At 60.4% G+C, this 19,928-nt stretch carries 18 protein-coding genes and 3 pseudogenes; 11 read left to right on the top strand and 10 right to left on the bottom strand.

The window, feature by feature from the left end; translation table 11 throughout:
* Positions 1-89: 89 nt before the first annotated feature.
* From V1294_RS33955 to V1294_RS33945, 3 genes are all read right to left on the bottom strand, one after another.
* Positions 90-386, bottom strand: coding sequence for a hypothetical protein (locus V1294_RS33955; protein WP_334503424.1), 297 nt, complete (start codon positions 384-386; stop codon positions 90-92).
* Positions 387-791: 405 nt separating this feature from the next.
* The gene (locus V1294_RS33950) at positions 792-2,153 is read right to left on the bottom strand and encodes an amidase (protein WP_334503422.1); all 1,362 of its coding nucleotides are present in this window, start codon (positions 2,151-2,153) and stop codon (positions 792-794) included.
* Entirely contained in the window at positions 2,150-3,274 is a 1,125-nt protein-coding gene (locus V1294_RS33945) for an MFS transporter (RefSeq protein ID WP_334503420.1), read from the bottom strand. Before V1294_RS33945 ends, V1294_RS33950 begins: the two co-directional genes overlap by 4 nt.
* Positions 3,275-3,372: 98 nt before the next feature.
* Between V1294_RS33945 and V1294_RS33940 the strand changes: the two genes are divergently transcribed.
* Entirely contained in the window at positions 3,373-3,714 is a 342-nt protein-coding gene (locus V1294_RS33940) for a hydroxyisourate hydrolase (RefSeq protein ID WP_334504932.1), read from the top strand.
* An 8-nt stretch (positions 3,715-3,722) separates the two neighbouring features.
* Here the strand turns inward: V1294_RS33940 and V1294_RS33935 are convergent, their stop codons facing one another.
* The 4 genes from V1294_RS33935 to V1294_RS33920 are packed head-to-tail and all read right to left on the bottom strand — an operon-like array spanning position 3,723 to position 7,589.
* The gene (locus tag V1294_RS33935) at positions 3,723-4,538 is read right to left on the bottom strand and encodes an ABC transporter permease (RefSeq protein WP_334503417.1); all 816 of its coding nucleotides are present in this window, start codon (positions 4,536-4,538) and stop codon (positions 3,723-3,725) included.
* 3 nt (positions 4,539-4,541) lie between these two features.
* Positions 4,542-5,405, bottom strand: a complete 864-nt coding sequence (locus V1294_RS33930; protein ID WP_334503416.1) for an ABC transporter permease — start codon at positions 5,403-5,405, stop codon at positions 4,542-4,544.
* Between the two features lie 11 nt (positions 5,406-5,416).
* Entirely contained in the window at positions 5,417-6,460 is a 1,044-nt protein-coding gene (locus V1294_RS33925; RefSeq protein WP_334503414.1) for an ABC transporter substrate-binding protein, read from the bottom strand.
* A 34-nt stretch (positions 6,461-6,494) separates the two neighbouring features.
* On the bottom strand, positions 6,495-7,589 hold the full coding sequence (locus tag V1294_RS33920) for an ABC transporter ATP-binding protein (protein ID WP_334503412.1): 1,095 nt from the start codon (positions 7,587-7,589) through the stop codon (positions 6,495-6,497).
* An 85-nt stretch (positions 7,590-7,674) separates the two neighbouring features.
* Here V1294_RS33920 and V1294_RS33915 point away from each other — a divergent pair, with 85 nt between their 5' ends.
* The gene (locus V1294_RS33915; protein ID WP_334503409.1) at positions 7,675-9,063 is read left to right on the top strand and encodes an amidase; all 1,389 of its coding nucleotides are present in this window, start codon (positions 7,675-7,677) and stop codon (positions 9,061-9,063) included.
* Here the strand turns inward: V1294_RS33915 and V1294_RS33910 are convergent, their stop codons facing one another.
* Both V1294_RS33910 and V1294_RS33905 read right to left on the bottom strand, forming a co-directional pair.
* A complete protein-coding gene (locus V1294_RS33910) occupies positions 9,064-9,813 on the bottom strand; it encodes an aspartate/glutamate racemase family protein (RefSeq protein WP_334503407.1) in 750 nt (249 codons plus the stop codon).
* Between the two features lie 2 nt (positions 9,814-9,815).
* Positions 9,816-10,595: a GntR family transcriptional regulator gene (locus V1294_RS33905; protein WP_442895472.1), complete on the bottom strand. Its 780-nt coding sequence runs from the start codon at positions 10,593-10,595 to the stop codon at positions 9,816-9,818.
* Positions 10,596-10,778: 183 nt separating this feature from the next.
* Between V1294_RS33905 and V1294_RS33900 the strand changes: the two are divergent.
* From V1294_RS33900 to uraD, 6 genes and pseudogenes are all read left to right on the top strand, one after another.
* Positions 10,779-11,725, top strand: a pseudogene (locus tag V1294_RS33900) (ABC transporter substrate-binding protein).
* Positions 11,709-12,560 (top strand): ABC transporter permease, encoded by an 852-nt coding sequence (locus V1294_RS33895; RefSeq protein WP_334503405.1) that lies wholly within the window; start codon positions 11,709-11,711, stop codon positions 12,558-12,560. The pseudogene V1294_RS33900 and the gene V1294_RS33895 overlap by 17 nt, the downstream one beginning before the upstream one ends.
* Positions 12,560-13,336, top strand: coding sequence for an ABC transporter ATP-binding protein (locus V1294_RS33890; protein ID WP_334503403.1), 777 nt, complete (start codon positions 12,560-12,562; stop codon positions 13,334-13,336). The genes V1294_RS33895 and V1294_RS33890 overlap by 1 nt, the downstream gene beginning before the upstream one ends.
* A gap of 115 nt (positions 13,337-13,451) precedes the next feature.
* Positions 13,452-14,177 (top strand): maleate cis-trans isomerase family protein, encoded by a 726-nt coding sequence (locus V1294_RS33885; protein WP_334503401.1) that lies wholly within the window; start codon positions 13,452-13,454, stop codon positions 14,175-14,177.
* A gap of 21 nt (positions 14,178-14,198) precedes the next feature.
* Positions 14,199-15,608: a dihydropyrimidinase gene (gene hydA / locus V1294_RS33880; protein ID WP_334503399.1), complete on the top strand. Its 1,410-nt coding sequence runs from the start codon at positions 14,199-14,201 to the stop codon at positions 15,606-15,608.
* A 39-nt stretch (positions 15,609-15,647) separates the two neighbouring features.
* The gene (uraD, locus tag V1294_RS33875; protein WP_334503397.1) at positions 15,648-16,535 is read left to right on the top strand and encodes a 2-oxo-4-hydroxy-4-carboxy-5-ureidoimidazoline decarboxylase; all 888 of its coding nucleotides are present in this window, start codon (positions 15,648-15,650) and stop codon (positions 16,533-16,535) included.
* Positions 16,536-16,738: 203 nt separating this feature from the next.
* Here uraD and V1294_RS33870 read toward each other — a convergent pair.
* Positions 16,739-17,028 (bottom strand): annotated as a pseudogene (locus tag V1294_RS33870) (PaaI family thioesterase); the annotation flags it as partial.
* Positions 17,029-17,115: 87 nt separating this feature from the next.
* Here V1294_RS33870 and V1294_RS33865 point away from each other — a divergent pair.
* From V1294_RS33865 to V1294_RS33855, 3 genes and pseudogenes are all read left to right on the top strand, one after another.
* Positions 17,116-17,365 (top strand): annotated as a pseudogene (locus V1294_RS33865) (Crp/Fnr family transcriptional regulator); the annotation flags it as partial.
* Between the two features lie 554 nt (positions 17,366-17,919).
* Positions 17,920-18,360 (top strand): cupin domain-containing protein, encoded by a 441-nt coding sequence (locus V1294_RS33860; RefSeq protein ID WP_334503395.1) that lies wholly within the window; start codon positions 17,920-17,922, stop codon positions 18,358-18,360.
* Between the two features lie 825 nt (positions 18,361-19,185).
* Positions 19,186-19,656, top strand: a complete 471-nt coding sequence (locus V1294_RS33855) for an SgcJ/EcaC family oxidoreductase (RefSeq protein ID WP_334503394.1) — start codon at positions 19,186-19,188, stop codon at positions 19,654-19,656.
* Positions 19,657-19,928 lie beyond the last annotated feature (272 nt).

Genomic DNA, 19,928 nt, shown 5'->3' with positions numbered 1-19,928 from the left:
TTCGCCCCGATGAAACAGGCAAGCCGGAATCTGCTCGTCGCGTCAACCGCTCCGAACGCGGCTTCAGCCTCCGCAACGTTCCCTGGAGATCAAATGGCAAGATCGATATCTGCCGGGACGCTTCCCTTGCGCCGGACAAGACGCGCGCCGAAATCGTCTTCGAGCGCCAAACGCGACAATGCGAGCTCTAGAAGTTCGGTATCGGAAGATATGTGAGCCCGCTTCTTTGCCGCTTCGATCAGGCCTGCCGGCACGCGGCCGGACAAGCGGGTGTTCTTGGCCTCACCGAGCAGCCCGACGGCGCGCGCCTGCTCCAGCACGAGCCGGTTGCGCTTAAGCGCAATGTGCTCCTCGGTCTCTGTCGACGTGCGGGTCCGCACAACCATGACAACCTCCATTGTTGAACAAAACAGTTGTTCAACGTTTTTGCAAGACCGGAAACAAGGGCTTGTCTGGCGATCCGCGTGCGACCACCGCGCACGCACTGTCGCTCGCAATCCTCGAAGGAGCGCTCGCCCAGAAGCGATACGACTGAAACACACCTTCGTTGATATGACGCCGGCAGCCTACCCATCAGTGGTTACTTCCTAACAGCGCGCTTCGTGCCTCACCAGAAGTGCTAGATTTCGGGTAGCCGAGAGCCGCCGTTGGTTCGAACTGAAATCAGCGCCGCAGATCGATGCGAACGACCGGTCATGGCCGCAAAGCGGTCATTGACCTGTGGATGTTCGATTTGGCCAACTCACGCTTGATGAATCCAGAACCAGCTTGCTCATGATAGCTGGGACAAGTCAGCGAGGAAGCGTGCGTATCTCAGCCTCAATGCGCATTGCCGCGTGCAGCAACATCCGGTCCCGTCTCCTTCGCGCGATGATCTGAATACCAAACGGAAGGCCGCTACGATCGTGCCCGCAGGGAATTGTAATTGCGGGCAAGCGCGCATGATTGACGAAAGGCGTGAAGGCGGCGTGAGCCCGAGGGCTTACTTCCTTGCCACCGACCATTTTGGGGCCCAGTTGTACAAGAGGCCAAGCAACACAGGGAACGGTCGGGGCGAGCAGAAGGTCGAACTCGCAAAAGAATGCGGCGAACGCGGCTCTGATTGCGGCACTTGCGCCGAGGGCGGCGGTTACCTCCACTCCGCGCAAGGAGAGACCGCGTTCGATCTGCCTGGCCACGTCGGGGTCGAATTGCGCCGGATCTTTTTGGAAGGCCGCGCCGTAGAGCCCTGCAAGTCCCACATGCTGCAGAGGCATCAGCGCCTCCTCGGTTGCGCCTTGCGGCCAGACTGGGTCTCGACGGACAATTCGCAGTCCCTTTTCGCCGAGATGCTCGACGATGGCCTCGAGCCTTTCGGTGATGACGGGATCGACGGGGATATCCAGCGCAAGCTTCGGCGAGAATGCGATGCGTAGCTCCGACGATTCTGCATCTGCGGTCTCAACCAGCGCGGAATCAGAATCGCGGACATCGGGGCCGGCCATCACCTCAAATGCGAGCGCAGTGTCCGCGACGTTGCGAGCGATCGGTGCGATCACGGATATGTCGAAAAACGGCTCGGCGAACCCCGGGCCATATGGAATGGCACCATATGATGGCTTGAAGCCGACAACGCCGACATGGGCGGGAGGGCGCCGGCTCGAGCCGCCAGCGTCGGTGCCGATTGCCAGCGGTACAAGGTCGGCTGCGACGGCCGTTGCCGGGCCGCCCGACGAGCCACCGGGTGTCAATTCCGGATTGAGCGGATGCCGTGTTGGCCCGAACAGCAACGACGTCGTCACGCCTTTGCAGGCGAATTCAGACGTGGCGCCCATGCCCACAACGATAGCTCCCGCCTTCTTCAATCGCTCGACGGCAATGGCGTCGCAGGGCGCCACAAAGTCGGTAAAAAGCCGAGACCCCTGCGTCACCCGCCAGCCGTCGACCCAGATATTGTCCTTGATGACAACGGGGACGCCGGCAAGAGGCATGCTTTCACCGAGCTGCAGGCGACGATCTATCGTGGCCGCGTCCGAAAGCGACCGCTCGGTGTCCACGGTCACGACAGCGTTGAGCGCTTTGGCGGCAGCGATGCGATCCAGCGCGGCGCGAACGATTTCGACGGCTGAGGCGCGCTTGCTCGAGACTGTGGCGACGATTTCGTGCGCATTCATCGTGCGCCTCCCCGGATGAGCGCTGCCGTCCCACCAAACGCGAGGATCGCGAGGCCGACGAACGCGCCGGCAAGGCCGGCGAGGGCCTCAACGGCTGACATCAGGACCGGCGTCACCAACAAGCCGGCATACGAAGCTGTCAGCACAGCTCCAGTCGTCTCGCCGATGCGGTCTTGCGGTGCAAGCCGGGCGACCTCCGCGAGAAAGATACCGTTCCAGCCGCTGGCCGTAAGACCGAAGGCGGCGGCGAGCACATATTGTCCCGATTTGCCGAGCATATCGCCCCATAGCCCGAATACGGCTGCACAAACGGCCATTCCCAGCCCGAGGCTGATCAGTACCAATCGCACGGAGCTGACACGCATCGCGAGGAAGCCCCACCCGAGGCGTCCCAACAAGCCGCCTGCTTGCGCGCAGGCAAGCGCGGCCCCCGCTTCGAGATGGCTGAGCCCGAGTTCGCGTACACCGAGCGAGACAAAGTAGGTGTTGAGGGCAAGCTGCATTCCACTAAAGGGCATCGAAGCCGCCGCGAGCACTGCGATACGCCGATCAGAGCTTACCAACGCCAGCCGTGCACGCATGCCGAGCTGCGGAGGCGCTTGCGCCAGGCCTTCATATCGGGGGCGCAGCCACTCGAATAAGATAATCCCGCCGACAGCGCAGGTCCCCACCACTGCGTAAGACCATTGCGGCGCAAGCCAGATAGCGATAGCCGGCAACGTAAGCGAGCCGCAGACAGCACCAATCTGATTGCCGGTCTGGCGCACCGAAAAAACCAGGGGACGCCGCTCATTGGTAACCAGTTTGCCCAGCAGTGCCGTACTGGCGGGGGTCTCTGGGCCAAAGGCGAGGCCAAGGCAAAGTCCTGCCACAAGCAGTGCAGGACCTGTTCCTAGCGCCGCGAGTGCCATGCTGGCGAGCACCGCGCCGGCGCAGAGGCTTGCCATGCGAAGAGATCCGATGCGGTTGATCAGGCCACCCGTCCAAAAAGATGTGACGACGCCGACGGCGAAAACCGCCGTAGAGAAGATCGAAAGGCTGGGAATATCGAGATGGGCGGAGGGGGCGACAGCTCCCGGTGCAAACAGCGCGAGCGCCACGAGCGCCTGGAGCCACGTCATGGCCGCGAGTGCTGGCAGGAGTGCTGGCCGACCTGCCAAGGGTGCGTGTATCATGCGCCCGGGCCTGGCAGACAGGGGACCAAGGGGCAGGAGTGAAAATGGCCGGCGGAATATCTATTCATGCAGTCGATGTCGCAAGCGGGCATCCGGCCCAGGGCCTGCGTGTCGAGATATGGTGCATTGAACCCTCGCCCACGCGAGTAGCGGAAGGCCGTCTTGGCTCGAATGGCCAGCTCGATCACCCAATCGTAGGCGGATCGGGAATCGAGGCCGGCGAATACGAAGTTCGCTTTCACCTCGGCGAATTCTTCGCAAGCGGAGCCGGCGCCAGTTTCCTCACCGTCGCGCCCTTCCGCTTCAGGATTGAGGAGGTGGACGAGCATTTTCATCTGCCAATGAAGTTCACCCGCTGGGGCTATTCCCTGTTTCGGGGAGCGTGAGGCGCGCGTCAGCTGGTCAATCGCTTCGACAGGCCGGTGACACGCTCCATGATCGCCATGAGCGCCACCGTAGCGATGATCAGAACACCGGACAATGCGGCGATCGTCACGTCGAGCTTGCCCTCAAGGTCCTGCCACATCCGGATCGGCAGCATGTCGGTTGCCGCACCCCGCAGGAACAGCGAGACCGGCACATTGTCGAACGAGGACATGAAGGCGATGAACGCGCCCGCAATGACCCCGGGGCGGATCAGGGGCAACACGACCCTTCGAAAGGTGTAGAAACGGCTGGCGCCGAGAATGGCTGAGCTTTCCAGCAGGGTGGTCTCCAGCTGGGCGAGCGCCGCCACCGTGTTGCGCACCACATAGGGAACGCAAACAACGGTGTGGCCGATGACCAGCGTGAGCGGGGATACCGGCAGGCCTACCAGCGAGAACAGCATCAAGGCGGAGAGCCCAAAAGCGAGTGCGGGAAGCACCAGCGGCGACATGAACAACGAGTCCAGTACGCGTGCCGATAGCGTAGGCGAGCGTGCAATGGCCAGTGCTGCGGCAACACCGAGCACGATGGACAGGCCCGTCGACCACATTGCGACGACAAAACTGTTCTTTGCGGCAAAATGCAATTGCCATGCGTTCCATAGCTCGGCGTACCATCGCGCCGAATAACCCGGTGGCGGGAATTTGAGCGAGAATCCGTTGGTGAACGAGACGATCAGGACGACAAGCGAGGGCGCGATGATGACGATCAGTGCGATCAGCGCGACCGCCGTCATGACGACTTCGAAGCTGATCGCCTCCCATGTGCGTTTCCGGCCGCCCATCGGTCAGGCCCCACCATATCCGCGCGACAACCGGCCGAGCATGCCGAACACAGTCACGACGGCGAGAACCGCGAGAAGAAAAATGATCGAGATCGCGGACGCAAATGGCCAGTTCTGCAGTGTCGAGGCTTGCTGGTAGAGATACATCGGCATGAAGAGCATTTGTCCACCGCCAACGAGGGACTGCGTGATGAAGGCTGTGATAGCGGCGGCATAGGTCAGCGTGCAACCGGCGATAACGCCGGGCAGCGACAACGGCAGAACCACCTTCCAGAAGGTGCGCCAGCTCCCTGCGCCGAGCGAGCAGGATGCGTCCTCGAGGTTCATGTCAATACGCCCGAGCGCCGTAATGAGCGGCAATGTCATCAGCGGCATCTGCACCTGGGCGAGGGCAAGGACCACGCCGGCCTGGGTGTAGAGAAGGCGCATTGGTGTGTCGATTGCACCGATCGAAAGGAGCGTCGAGTTGATGATGCCCTGACGGCCCAGAATGACGATCCACGCAAAGGTACGTACGACGACACTCGTCAGGAGGGGCAGCAAGACGATGAGGATGATGAGCGTCTGGGCGCGCGATCCGACCCGGTGGTAGAGCCACGCGATGGGAAAGCCCAGCACAAGGCACAAGGCGGTCACTTCCGCGCCCAGGAGCAGCGTCGAGCCGAGTACGCTCAGGCTGAATGGATCGGTCAGGAAATGAACGTACTGGCCGATGCCCCAGACGACACCGGCCGCATCGTTGTGCAGCGACAGAACGAAGAGCTGCACCAATGGCGCGACGAAGAACACCAGAAAGAACAGCGCCAGCGGTGCGGCCAGCCCTATGCCGTATGATGTGACGTCGCGCGGCACCGATGCGGCAGCCATGGTCGTGGTCCTCAGAGCTTGATTTCGCGGTTGAACCGTTCGATCCAGGCGGAACGCTGCTCGTTGATCTTCTTCCAGTCCTGGAAGACGAACTTCTTCTTCAATTCCGCCGTGTCTTTCGCCAGCACGCGGGCGATCTCGCCGCCCATCGGGACCTTTGAATTCGTCGGCACGATCAGATACGGCGAATTCATCAGGGTCGTCTGTACCTCCGGCGAGAGGGAGGCTTCGATAAGCTTGAAAGCGAGCTCCTTGTTCGGCGAGTTTTTGACGACATGGATCGTGGTCTTGAAGGCGATCGCGCCTTCCTTTGGTGCCACGAATTCAACGGGAACGCCGCGCGCCTTGAGGATTTGGATGGCATTGAAATTGCCGGGCGAGATATCGATCTGCCCCTGCTGGAACAGCGTCGCCAATGCGCCCGGATTGGCCGCGACCGCTGCCAGATTGGGCTTCAGCGCTTCCAATGCCTTGAACGCGGGATCGACATTGGCTTCCGAGCCCCCATGCATTTTGGCGATTTCGACAAGCCATCCGGTGCCCAGCGTCGAATTTAGGTTGGTGATGCCGACTTTTCCCTTGAACTCCGGCTTCCAGAGATCGGCCCACGAGGTAGGCGGAGTTTTGATCGTGTCGGGATTGTAGGTGAGCCCGACGACCTGGAAGAACGGTGCCGGTCCCATCGGCTCCTGTGCTTCGGCAATGAGGTCCTTGTAGTAAGTACTCTTCTCGACCGGGAACGCTTCGACGATGTCCTGCCCGATCGCAACAAGCGCCGGACCTGGATCATGCAGCATCACATCGATCGGCGGATTGGCACGCGCCGCGTTCACTTTTGCGATCTGGTCGACGGACAGCATCGGGTCGAGCACGATCGATGCATCGGCGTTCGCCTTGCGGAAGGCCGGCACCAGCACCGCTTTGTGGGCCTCCTCCCAGCTACCCGTGAAAGTGGCGAAAACCAGCGGGCGGGCCTGGGCATAGCTTAGTCCCGGGAATGCCTTCATGGCCCCGAGCGTCAATGCGGTCGTTAGAAGTGTTCTGCGATTGATCATGAGGTTTTACTCCCGTTGTAGTCTGACGCGGTTCTCAAAGTGATGCCGGAAAAGCGGTGGCGAGAGCAGCAGCGAGTGGTGCAACACGCACCGCAACGCCACTCTCCAGCAGGCGTGTATCGCCGAAGCGCGCCTGGGATATTTTCACGCCTGAACCATCGGCCGTCGTTACTTCATGTACGACAGTGGCGCCGAGCGGCAGGGCCATTCCGACCACGCCGGCGAAGCCGGAATCGTCGGTCACGAATTGCAAATGCTCCGGTCGAATGCAAACCGTGACACGGCCGCCTTCCGCCATTGACTTCGACGCGGGTCTCGCGATGATCTCGGCGCCGGCGTCGAGGTGAACTTTCGCGCCGGTCGGATCGGCCGACACCAGTGTGCCCGGCATGCGGTTGGTGGAGCCGACAAACGTGTTCACGAACAAGGTCTGCGGGCGGTCGTAGACGTCGGATGGCGATCCAAATTGTTCGAGCTGTCCCTGGCTGAGAACGGCGACGCGGTCGGCCATCGACAGCGCTTCTTCCTGGTCGTGCGTCACAATGAGTGTCGTAATGCCTGACACCCGCTGCAATCGCTTGATTTCGATCTGCATATCGAGCCGCAGGTTCTTGTCGAGCGCCGCAAAGGGCTCGTCAAGCAGCAAGATCGATGGCTGGATCGCTAGTGCGCGCGCCAATGCCACGCGCTGTTGCTGGCCTCCGGAGAGTTGGCGCGGCAGACGTTCGGCCATCGCCGGAAGCTGGACGAGTTCGAGCAGGCGCTGCGCTTCGCGCCGACGTGTCGCCGTGTCGACGCCGCGGGCAGCGAGGCCATAGGCGACGTTCTCGGCGATAGTCAGATGCGGAAACAGGGCGTAATTCTGGAAGACGATGCTGACGGCGCGCCTGTTGGGTGGCAACGTGTCGACGATCTCGTCGCCGATAATGATCCGCCCCTGGGTTTGAGCGATAAAGCCGGCGACGATTCGCAGCAGCGTGGTCTTGCCGCAGCCGGACGGGCCGAGCAATGCGATGATTTCGCCTCCCTTCACGTCGAGATTGATATTTTCCACTGCGATCGCGCCACCGGGATAGCGGTGCGTGATCGCGTCCAATACGAGCGAACGACCGCCCTTTGCTTCAGCCATGGGGCATTCCTCCCGACATTAGTGGGAAAGCAAATCCCATGCCTGTGCTATCGTCATTTCCGCGGAGTTCGTGCATTCTTACTCGATGACGATTGAAGCCAATCTCTGCGAATTGACGGCCGCCACTCTTGCCAAGGCTTTGGCGCGGCGCGAGATTTCTGCACGTGCTGTGCTTGAGGCCCATCTCGCGCGCATCACCGCGCGCGACGCCGAGCTTTCGGCTTTCATCACCGTCGATGCGGATGGTGCGCGCCGTCAAGCCGACACATGCGACGCGGCACGCGGGCCGACAGGACCTCTGCATGGCGTTCCGATCGCCGTGAAGGACCTGACCAACACAAGGGGCTTGCGCACGACGTATGGATCGTTGCTGTTCCAACACAATGTCCCGGAGCAGGACGAACTTGTCATAGCGAGGCTTCGGCAGGCAGGCGCTGTGATCATTGGCAAGACCAACACGCCGGAATTCGGTTTTGGCGCGGTGTGCACAAATCGGCTGTGCGGGCCAACGCGCAATCCGTTCGATATTGCGCTGACGTCCGGTGGCTCCTCGGGCGGTTCTGCCGTGGCCGTCGCAACGGGAATGGCCGCTCTCGCTCACGGCACCGATTTCGGTGGCTCGGTGCGTACGCCGGCAAGTTTCTGCGATGTAGCCTCGATGCGCCCGACACCCGGCCGGATAGCGGCGCCCGCGCGCGCCCTTGGCTGGGACATGCTCGCGACGCACGGTCTTCTGGCGCGCAGCGTCGACGATCTCGAACTTGGGCTCTCTGCCTGCGTCGGACCCGACATTCTTGATCCGTTGTCCATCGGCACCGAGCCTCGCACGGGGGCTGCGGCGGGACGGCCGCAGCTGGCAGTCACGCCTGACTTCGGCGTCGCACCGGTTGCGAAGGAAGTCTGCTCGCGGTTTGCTGCGGTTTGCAATGCGCTCTGCCGCATCGCCGATCTCGAAGAATTCTCCCCCGACTGTGGCGGCGCCATCGAAGCATTCCGTACGCTGCGCGCCGCTCATATCGCCGACAGTTATGGCGCTTTGCTGCGGGACAGGCGGGCCGAGCTTACGCCGACCGTCATTTGGAACATCGAGGCGGGCGCCCATCTTACGGCGCAGGATTATCTCGCCGCCGAGCGGCGGCGCACCGCGATCTTCCGCAGTTTTCGCGACGTATTTTCCCGCAAGGACTTCCTTGTCGTGCCCGCGGCATCGGTTCTTCCCTGGAAGAACGACGAGGGCGATGTGATGCTGATCGACGATATGCGCCTCGAAACGCCGATCGACTATCTCGCCGTCACCTTCATCGTCTCGCTGGTCGGCTTCCCGGTGCTCACCTTGCCGACGCCGAGACGGCCGGATCAGAAGCCGTTCGGCGTTCAGATCATTGGCGTCCCGGGGGAAGAGTCCAAATTGTTCGCATTCGGCCGTCGGATCGAAGAGCAACTGGGCTTTTGTCATCGTCCGCAGCCTATCTGATCAAGCGTCGCGATGTTCAAGGCGGGCGGCGAGCGGAGCTGCGAGGCCGCTCGACGGTTTCGCGTCGGGCCGGCGAAATGTCCCCGCGCTCGCTTTTCGCAGCCGGAGCGCGTGCAGGGCTTCGACCTGTTTCACAGCTGCAACGACCTGATCGATGACAGGCACCGGAATTCGATCGGCGACCCGCTCGGCCAGTCCCGACAATGGCGCGCCAGCCAAGATAAGGACGTCAGCTTCATCCTCCTCCACAGCCCGCTTCGCAAGTTCAACCAGAAGGTCTTCCTTTTCGGCCCCCACCTCGGCGATCTCACGGAACGGGCCATCGAGCATGCGGATGCCCGCACATCGTTCCCAGAGCCCGTGGGAACGAACGCATTCCTCGAACCAGGGGCCCAGCGCCTGGGCGAATGTCACAAGGCCAAATCGACGCCCAGCCATGCATGCCGTGAGCATCGCGGCCTCGGCCATGCCGACGACGGGAATGTCGAACAGTTCCCTGGCTGCAAACAGTCCGGGGTCGCCGAAGGCCGCGATGATCGCACCGTCAGATTCCCGGTGGCGTTCCGCGAGCATTTCCAGCGCTACGGCTCCGCCGATCTGAGCTTCGGCGCGCGTCGATATGTAGGGCACGCCGCGCGGCGCGGTGAAAGGTATCAACGATGTTCCCGGCGCAGCGGCACGCTGTCCGACCTTCAGCATGAGGTCGGTGATATCTGCGCGTGTGTTCGGATTGAGCAGCAGGATATCCATCGTCAGGCCGCCGGTTTGCTGATCGGGGTTTTGGGCAGAACCTCCAATAGCGCCGTGCCGGTGCGTTGCACATGCGCCGAGAGGAGGCGCCCGGCCGCTTCGCCATCGCGAGCCTCGAGTGCCGCAAGAATGGCCGCATGTTCCTCAACGGAATTGCTCCAGCGCCGCTCCGCACCGAGCGCCAGATAGCGGGCGCGCTCTGCCCTCGACAGCAAGGTCTCGTGCGCCTCGCGCAGCGGCGCGTTCCGTGCTGCACGAACGATCAGGCCGTGTATCTCCCCATTGATGGAGAAATAATCGTCGAGCTTGCCGTCCCGGTGATAGCTTTCCATACGCGTCTGCAGGAGGCGTAAACGTTGCAATTCGCGTTCGGTGACACGTTGAGCCGCGAGTTCAGCCGCAAGCCGCTCGATCCCTGCGAGCGCTTCGAACAATTCGAGTATGTTATCTGTCTCGATATCGGCAATCCGCGGGCTGCGGTTCGGTCTTAATTCCACCAGCCCTTCGGCGGCCAACAGCTTCATGGCTTCACGCAACGGCGTTCGGGAAACGCCAAGCGCCTCTGACAGCCTGGTTTCCTGCATCGACGATCCAGGCTCCAATTCTCCGCGGATGATCATGTCGCGCATCCGCGCCGCGGCGCGCTCATGCAGGCCTGTCCGCTTGAGCTTGACTGTCTTTCGACCCGTACCGACGTCCGATTTTTTCCGCACGTGTCCCGCCTCATTGAATTCGAGATTAGCCGTTTTGGGGCTCATGTCCTGCCCAAAGTATCGGCGTATATAGATGAAAACAATAGCATATCGAGTAAATTGTATGCAGTGTGCAAAATCACCATTGCACTGGTGTGCGCACGGAAGGATGATCGTAAATCGCGGCGTCGCAGGCGCCACCAACGGAGCGCAATGATGGCGAAGCCTTTCCACCGAGCCTTTCTTCTGATCGCAGTGACGCTGGCGGGAACGATGTTTGCCGCCGCGCAAACGCCGAAGATCAAACTCGGTTTTGCGAAGTGCGCGCACTGTTTACCGATGTCGCTGACCCCTGGCCTCGCCAAGGGCGTCGAGATCGAGGCCACCGGGTTCAATTCCGGCAATGACGTTCTGACTGCACTGGTGTCGAAGAGTATCGACGTCGCACAGGTGACTTACCTTCACTATGTGACGGCGCTCGACAAAGGCTTCGACGTCGTCGCGGTCTCCGGCCAGATCAATGGCGGTTCGGAGTGCCTCTCATCCAACAAGCTCGCGCTGGCGGGCGAGGATTGGGCCGCCTTCAAGAGCATCGTCGCAAAAGCAAAGTCCGACGGACAGCCCCTGAAAATTGCAGCCTCCCGAGGTAACGCGCAGGACATTCACATGCGCGGCGCATTCCTCAAACAAGGTGTCGATCCCAACAAGGACATTCAATTCGTCAATTTCCGAACCCTGCCGATCATTTCGCCGCCCTGCAGCGCGGGGAAATCGACATGGTCTGCTCCGTGGAGCCGTTCGCCTCGCAGATCAGGCTTGCCGGGGCCGGCAAGCATTTCGTTTTCCCCTATGACCAGGCGGCCGGCAACCTCACGAACCTGATCGTCACCCGTTCGGACGTCGTCGCGAGCCAGCGTGCCGGCGTCCAGGGCGTGGTCGGCGCCGTTGTCGCGCTCAATGACAAACTGTCAGTCGAAAATGGTCCCTGGATCGACGTCATCAACAAGCTGACCGGGCTCGACAAGACCGTTGCCATGGAGGCACTGAAAAACGCGTCGCCGGATGCGGCTATTCACCGTCCGCAAACGCTCGCCATCGCGACCATGATGCGCGACCTCAAGTACATCTCGAAGGATGTTTCCGCTGAAGCGGAAAAGAACATGGACTATTCGTTCCTGGAGCAGGCGACCGGCAAGACGAAAAATGACCTCGGCTATTGAGATTTCACCGGCAAAACCGGTTGCGCGCACGGTTCGCGCATCTCAAGCCTTGGAGCGCCTCGTCGTTCCCGCGCTCCTGATCGCAGGCTGGGAAGCTTTCGCCCGATCCGGCTATCTGCCTCCGGCGCTGCTGCCTGCGCCAAGCGCGGTGCTGCACGCGCTGGGCGACTGGGTTTTCGGTTTCGACGAGACAACGCAGACCTATTCAGGTCACTGGATACGCGACGCCTGGGCCAGCGGCCTGCGCGTTTTCGGTGGCTTCGCTCTGGCGAGTGTATTGGGCATCCTGGCTGGCGTCGCCATCGGCTGGTCCCGTCTCTTTGAAAAGGCCCTTGAACCGACGTTGCAGATGTTGCGGCCCATTCCACCCGTCTCCTGGATACCACTGGCCATCATCTGGTTTGGCATCGCCGACAAGCCGGCGATATTCCTGGTCTTTCTCGGCGCCTTCTTTCCGGTCCTCATGAACACGATCCATGGCGTGAAAACGGTCGACCACAATCTCGTGCGCGCCGGCGCAATGATGGGCGCTACCGAGCGGCAGTTGCTGGCCGGCATTGTCTTTCCCGCGGCGCTGCCTTCGATTTTCTCCGGTCTGCGTATCGCGATCGGCTCGGCCTGGATGCTGACCGTCACGGCCGAGATGGTCGCGGTCAAGAGCGGCCTCGGCTACGTGCTGTGGGATTCCTATTACTTTCTTCGCTACGATCTGGTCCTTGCCGCCATGATCTCGATCGGCCTGCTCGGATATCTGTCCGACCTCGGTCTCAAGGCCATCATGGCGCGCGTGCTTCACTGGCAGAGCGCAACGACCGTGCAGGGGAGGGCCGGCTGATGGCTGCGATTGAACTTCGCAATGTCGTCAAGATATTTGCCGACCCCAAGCGCGGTCGCGAACTTCTGACACTGGACAATATCGACCTCGACGTCGATGCGAACGATTTCGTTTGCCTGCTAGGCCCGTCGGGTTGCGGCAAGTCGACCTTGCTCAACATCATCGCCGGGTTCGAAAACTCGACTTCCGGACAAGCTCTGGTCGACGGCAGGATCGTTGAAAGACCGGGTTCTGATCGTGGCGTGGTCTTCCAGCAGCCGACGTTAATGCCCTGGCTGACCGCGATCGACAATGTTGCCTTCTCTCTGAAGCTCAAAGGCGTTGCGAAGCAGGAGCGTCAGCGGAGGGCCATGGAGTTTATCGATCTCGTCGGCTTGACGGGATTTGAGCATCACCATCCCGCCGAATTGTCGGGCGGTATGAACCAGCGCGTCGGCATCGCACGAGCGCTTTTGATGAACCCGCGCGTTATCTTGATGGATGAGCCGTTTGCCGCGCTCGATGCGCAGACCAAGCTCGAAATGCAGGAAGAACTCGTGGCGATCTGGCAGAAGCACCGCTGCACGATTGTGTTCGTCACGCATAGCGTCGATGAGGCGCTCGTGCTGGGCAACAAGATCGTCGTCATGACCCGAAGGCCGGGTCGCATTCGTGAATCCGTCACCTTCGACCTGCCGCGGCCACGCGACATCACTAGCCCCGAATTCAACGACGCCAAGCGCCGCGTCCTCGCGCTTATCCGCGAGGAATCGACGCGCGGTGCTCATGTGGCCTAGCCATGGAGGTGATCGCGCCAAATCTCCCGGCCTGGGATTTACCGGGAAGCCTTCTTGAGCACGGCATTGCGCTGATCGCCATGGTCGGCCACAACATGGACCGATGGTGAATGCAATGCGAACGCGCCTTGGGATGCTCACGCCGTCGTCGAATTCGGTTCTCGAACCGGTGACCTGCGCCATGCTCGCTGGAGCCCCCGGGATCAGCGCGCACTTCTCCCGCTTCCGGGTGACCGAGATCGCGTTGGATGCCCAGGCGCTCGATCAGTTCGATCCATCCAGGATGTTGCCGGCGGCAGATTTGCTTGCCGACGCCAAGGTCGATGCCATGGCCTGGAACGGCACTTCGGCCAGCTGGGTTGGAATCGAGCGCGACCGGAGCCTTTGCGAAGCGATCAGTGCGCGCACTGGAAAGCCTGCCACGACGTCGACACTGGCCTGCATCGATGCGGTGCGGTCGAGTGGCGCGCAAAGGGTTGGCTTCGTGACGCCCTATACCGATGATGTGCAACTGCGCATCGGCAAGGTTTGGGCTGGTGATGGCATTGCCTGTCATGCCGAGCGGCATCTCGGCCTGCGCGATAATTTCTCGTTCGGAGAGGTAACTCCTGCCGAGATAGCTGACATGATCCGGGCCGTTGCTGCAGAGGGCTGCGACGCGATCGTGATCCTGTGCACGAACATGGACGGGGCAGCCATTACGGCGGCCCTGGAGCGTGAACTGAATGTCTTGATTCTCGATTCCGTCGCAGTCACGCTGTGGCGAACAATGTTGCTTGCCAATGCAGACCCGAGAATATTGTCGGTGTGGGGACGGGTATTTCAGTCCCCATTCCCCTAGAAGCGACCGGAGGCATTTCACTTGGTACAGCTTGACCTCGCCATCCGCGGCGGCACCATCGTAACGGCCAGCGACGAATTCCGGGCTGATATCGGCGTTTGTGATGGCCGCATCGTAAGCATCGCCGACCGTATTGAGGGGGCATCGCGGGAGATCGATGCAACGGGCTTGCTGGCTTTGCCCGGTGGCATCGACAGCCACGTCCACATTTCGCAACCGTCAGGCCCTGACGTCGTGATGGCCGACGATTTTGCCTCGGCTACTCGCGCCGCCGCGGCCGGCGGCAATACCACGATCCTGCCATTCGCATTGCAAATCAAAGGTTCATCGCTACGTGCATGCGTCGAGGAATACCGAAAGCTCGCCGAAGGCGAATGCTACATCGATACATCGTTTCATCTGATCATATCTGACCCGACGGCGGTCGTTCTCGGTCAAGAACTGCCGGCGCTCGTCAAGGATGGTTACACGTCCTTCAAAGTCTTCATGACTTATGACGACCTTGTTCTAAGCGACAAGCAGTTGCTCGAGGTTTTCGAGGTGGCCCGCCGCGAGCAGGCGCTCGTAATGGTGCATTGTGAAGGGTACGATGCCATCCGTCACCTGACCGAAAGACTGGAACGCGAAGGGCATATCGCGCCATATTTTCACGGAACTTCGCGGCCTCAGATTGTTGAAAGAGAAGCGACGCACCGCGCGATCAGTCATGCCGAAATTGTTGGCGTCCCGATCATGATCGTTCACGTGTCGGGCAGGGAGGCCATGGAGCAGGTACGCTGGGCTCAGCAGCGGGGCTTGCCCGTGCACGCGGAGACCTGCCCGCAATATATCACCCTGACCGCGGACGATATGACGGGCCTGAACATGGACATGAGCGGCGCAAAGTATGTCTGCTCGCCACCGCCGCGTGACAAGGAAAGTCAGCAAGCAATCTGGGAAGGTATCACCGGCGGCGTCTTTCAGACGTTTTCATCCGATCATTGTCCATTTCGGTATGACGATCCGAAGGGCAAGCTAACTCCTAATTCGCGCACTTCGTTTCGCTGGGTGCCAAACGGGATTCCCGGAGTGGAAACGCGTCTGCCGATCTTCTTCTCGGAAGGGGTGTCGAAGGGACGGATCAGTCTTCAGAAATTTGTGGAGCTGACGTCGACCAATCACGCGCGGATCTATGGCCTTTATCCGCGCAAGGGCTCGATTGGCGTCGGCTTCGACGCCGATATCGTCCTGTGGGACCCGAAGCTCAAGAAAACGATCCGGCAGTCCGATCTGCATCACGGCTCTGATTATACGCCGTGGGAAGGATTTGAGGTAACAGGCTGGCCGGTCATGACCATCGCCCGGGGGCAGGTCGTTGCGGACAATGGAAAGATCGTCGGGACCAAAGGCGCCGGCGAAGTGCTAAGCCGCGGCAAGTCGAGCCTGGTCTGAACTGCCGCCCCTCCAGCTCTAACGGGTAGCAAGGGTAAAATGTCGTCAATACTTCTCTCCGTTTTGAACGATTGCAGCAGGGACGAGTTCGTGGCGGCTCTCGGCAATGTCTTCGAGTATTCGCCTTGGATCGCCGAACGCGTTGCTATCGCAAGGCCTTTTGCGGGCGTGCAGCAACTGTTCGACGCGATGAAGACTGTCGTCGACCAAACAGCACCGGACCGTCGGCTTGCTCTCATCAGGGGTCATCCAGATCTCGCCAACAAGACGCAGCGTGCCGCCGGCCTCACCGCGGAGTCCTGCGCTGAGCAGAACGGCGCTGGACTCGATCGGTTGTCGGATGCCGAATTCAAGGCCTTTGAGCGGCTCAACAGCGCCTACCGCACCAAGTTTGGTTTTCCCTACATTGTATGCGCACGTCGCCACACCAAGGGTTCCATCCTGCGCGACTTCGAACGCCGCCTGCCAAACGATACCGCGACCGAGGTACAGAACTCGATCAACGAAATATACCGGATTGCGGCGCTGCGTGTTGCCGAGCTTGTGGTGTCAGGCGATCGGCTCGGGGTGTACGGGCGTTTGTCGACCCATGTGCTCGACACTCACAGCGGCAGGCCAGCAGAGGGCGTTGCGGTCGAATTGGTTGAGTTGTCGGATCTCGGCGCAAGCCGCGTCGTGACCCGTACGATCACGAACGCGGATGGCCGAACCGATCAGCCACTGATCTACCACCGGCCGGTCCCGATCGGCTGTTACGAATTGACGTTCAGCGTGGGGGACTATTTTGCCGGACAGCAAGTAGCGACATCCGATCCGCCGTTTCTTGACCAAATTCCCCTGCGCTTTTCCGTGAGCGGGCCGGAAAGCCATCTCCACGTGCCGCTCCTGGTGACGCCCTGGAGTTACACGACCTATCGGGGTAGCTGAGCAGACCATCCCGATCGCGCCGCGCAGATGAGGGCGCGCTCGAGCGGCCTCGAGCTGGGCGGATGTGCGCACCAGGTGGCGTGCTAAAGCTATTGAGGCGGATTTAACTGAGGGCTCAATTCGCGAGATGAGCGGCTATCGAATGACCACTTTTGGCGGCGCACAGCGGACATAACCCTAGGGTGGACGTCGTGTGGACACGCTTACTGCCGATCGACGTCAGGCGTGCGCCTTAGCATGAGGTGACCGAAGGCCGAGGCGATCGCTTGGACGGATCGTCCTGCCAGGCTTGTGCCTCGAAAGCGACGACGCGCCGGCCCTGCTTGACGATCGACGCCTTGGCATAGCTGTCCAGCGCGCGGCCCGAGCGCAGGTAGTTGATCGTCAGGCCGATCGGCTTGGGCAGCGCCACGGCACCGAGCTCGCGCGTCACACGCACAATCGCCGTCGTTTCGAGGAAGGCGCCGGTCATGCCGCCGTGGATGGCGGGCAGGCGGCAGTTGAGATGCATGACGATGCGAGGCCATGGGGAGTTCGATGCTATGGCGTCGAGAGTGGCGACTGGCTCCCGGACAGGTTGCTCACGGGCGAACTTGGTTTTCTTACTCCCAATAAACTGCGAACCGCCCGTCGAATGCATTGAAGACGGGCAAGTGATGACCATAACCTACGAAAGGCTGCTCGAAATCTACTTTCAAAATCCGCAATTCGGCTATTACTTTCTCGTGCTGACCAGCCAGCGCCTGCTGGAGAACATGTCGCGGCTAGAAGGGGTTATCGCACAAGAAAAAGCCGCGCGGCAGACTATAGCCACGGATAACATAGTTTAATCCTTGGCTCTTGATGTCCCGCACTTTGGGTAACAGGACCTCCCGACCCAGTAGGTCTCGCGAGGCAACGATGGTTTGGCGCTTTGGCGATTGCGCTGTTCTACAATTTGACTAATCTATCAAAATATCTCGCCGGAGGGGAAAGCAATGATTTCAACCCTCAAAGTTCACACCCCGGAAACAAGAACCTTGATTGAAAAGATCAAGGCCGAGGTCAAAAAGCGTGCGGAGACGAAGGCTAGACGCATGCTCCTAAGGGTGCCTAAAAGACCGATGAAGCGCTAAACGGAAACTCGATCATTGGTGGCCTGGGGCCTGACGTAAAGCCGATGATCTATTCCGTTGTAGGTCAAATCGACCCAAAGCGGACATGGATCTTTTTTTGGCAACCATTAAGTCAACATCTCTGACTTATGGTTCGCCCGTCGCTGATGATGTAGTCTGACTCGTGTTGACGCACGCAACATTGTGGCGCGCAGCTTCAATCTATTTTCCACACTGACCGCGCATTGCGATGTGCGTCTCCTGCTGCATTCAGCTTGGGAGGAACTCGCATGAAAAAATTGGTGCCAACGGCAATCGTTTTGATTGCACTCTCTGTTCCGGCAATGGCGCAAAATACTGAGGTCCGGGTGATGCCCGATACGCTCATATGGAAGGATAATCCAGCCTTTCCGAAGGGCGTTCAGATTGCCACCTTGGTCGGTGATCCCACGAAAGCGGGCGAGACTGTCGTCTTACGCATCAAGTTTCCACCTAATTTCCAAATGCCTCCGCATACTCATCCCTATTCCGAAGTTGTCACAGTCATAAATGGCGACGTCGGCAGTAGCCATGGTGAAAAATTTGAAAAGAAAGGTGATCTCCTAAAGCCAGGCTCGCTATGGGTTTACCCCGCAAAACACCCGCATTACGCTGTGTGCCCCGAAGGGCGCGTGTCACCAGTGGAGGAGGAATCCACCCAGATAATTGTCGATAGTCTGGTAGCTGACTAGCAGGTCGGTTGGGTAACTGGCTGATCTGAAGCCTCGTGACAAAGGTCGCCTTGGGCGGCTGAGCGATCCAGCGGGCCATAATATGAGTGAAGCCTGAGCAGGCCTCGAAAGTGAAGATGCGGATGCCGACCCGCCAGCGTAACGGGGAAGGCCGTACGGATGGGGAAGCAATCGACGTGAGCACCTGTCCGATCCGCCGGGGTAATGGGAACGGCACGCTGGAAAGGTGATGCGGGTAACAGGGGAGACCCGTTGCGGCGAGGGTAGCGGCCTCAACGTCGCTTCAAGGCGGCGGCCCCGACGGGAGTCGGACAGGGACGTAGTACCGATGAAGCCGGGTAACTCCGGTGGAGGGAAGGACCCTGACTTCTGGTGCGCTGACGAAGAAGGCGAGGATCGGGTGATTGGCGATGAGCCTGGCAACACCGGTAACGATCAGGGAGCCTTCAGATGAAGCTGTGTGTGTCGCAAGGCGAAGGCAGATGGGACGGTGCAGGTGCAAGACTCCGCCGCGTGCATCTTGGTCCACTGCCGTGTGTTGTGCGATGAAACCAGTCGGAAAGCCGGATGCCGGAAATCGGCACGTCCGGTTTGATGAGCGGGGAGAGGAAACGGGACGTTGCCGCACGGCCCAAGTCACCGCGCCTCTCCTCGACTCTACTGGACCGGAAGCGAGGAAGGGATACTTCAAGTTCAATTTACCGGCCCAGGTGGCATCGATTACATCAATCCGGCTGACGATCCGCGCAAACGGTAGCCGCGCGCATTGCAACTGGCCGTCTCAAGCGGACACTTGTCTGTCCGCTATTCGCAAGGGAGGATGTCATGCGGTCTTCTCCAAACGTAGCGAGCGCAGCACTTGTCCTGTGCATGGTCTTATTGTCGTTTGCTTCCAGCGCTTTGGTCGAGCCGAAAGCGGAGGTGGCGGTGGCGAGCTTGGCATGGGGGCAGGCTATTGGCGAAGGCGATCCCGAAAAGGTGTTACCACTCTATTCGGACGATGCCGTGCTCTGGGGCACGCTGTCGCCGACCGTGCGCTCCGACCGCGCGGCGCTACGAGACTATTTCGTGACCGCCTTCAAGGTTCTGCCCGGCCTCAAGGTCACCTTCGGCGATCAGCTGATCCGCGTGTACGGCAATGCGGCGGTCAATACCGGCTACTACACGTTCTCCTATGTCAAGGATGCCGAGACGAAGAGCTTGCCCGCGCGCTACAGCTTCACCTACGTCAAGAACGGCCAGCGTTGGCTGATCGTCGATCACCATTCCTCGGCCATGCCGTCACCCCCGAGATAGCTCTGCTGCGCCTACGGGGGCTAAATTGAGGGGGATCGAGCGGCGCTGATTGCTCCTTCGACGTGCCAGAAGCTGCAACCGAACTTAGTACGCCGGACCGGTGCGTCCGGTCTTGGCGGATTGTGTTGAAAAAGTCCTTTTCGCTGATGACTGAAAATTCTCAGGACCGGTGGTGCGTCTCTCTCGCCGCGAGGTGAGGGACCACATCAATTACCGGAAAAACGATCGCTGGCGCTCGTATCGATTCTACAGAGCCTTGCAGCAGCTGAAAT

The sequence above is a fragment of the Bradyrhizobium sp. AZCC 1678 genome (assembly GCF_036924765.1).
Lineage (GTDB): Bacteria > Pseudomonadota > Alphaproteobacteria > Rhizobiales > Xanthobacteraceae > Bradyrhizobium > Bradyrhizobium algeriense.
This window is presented reverse-complemented; position numbering and strand designations above follow the sequence as displayed.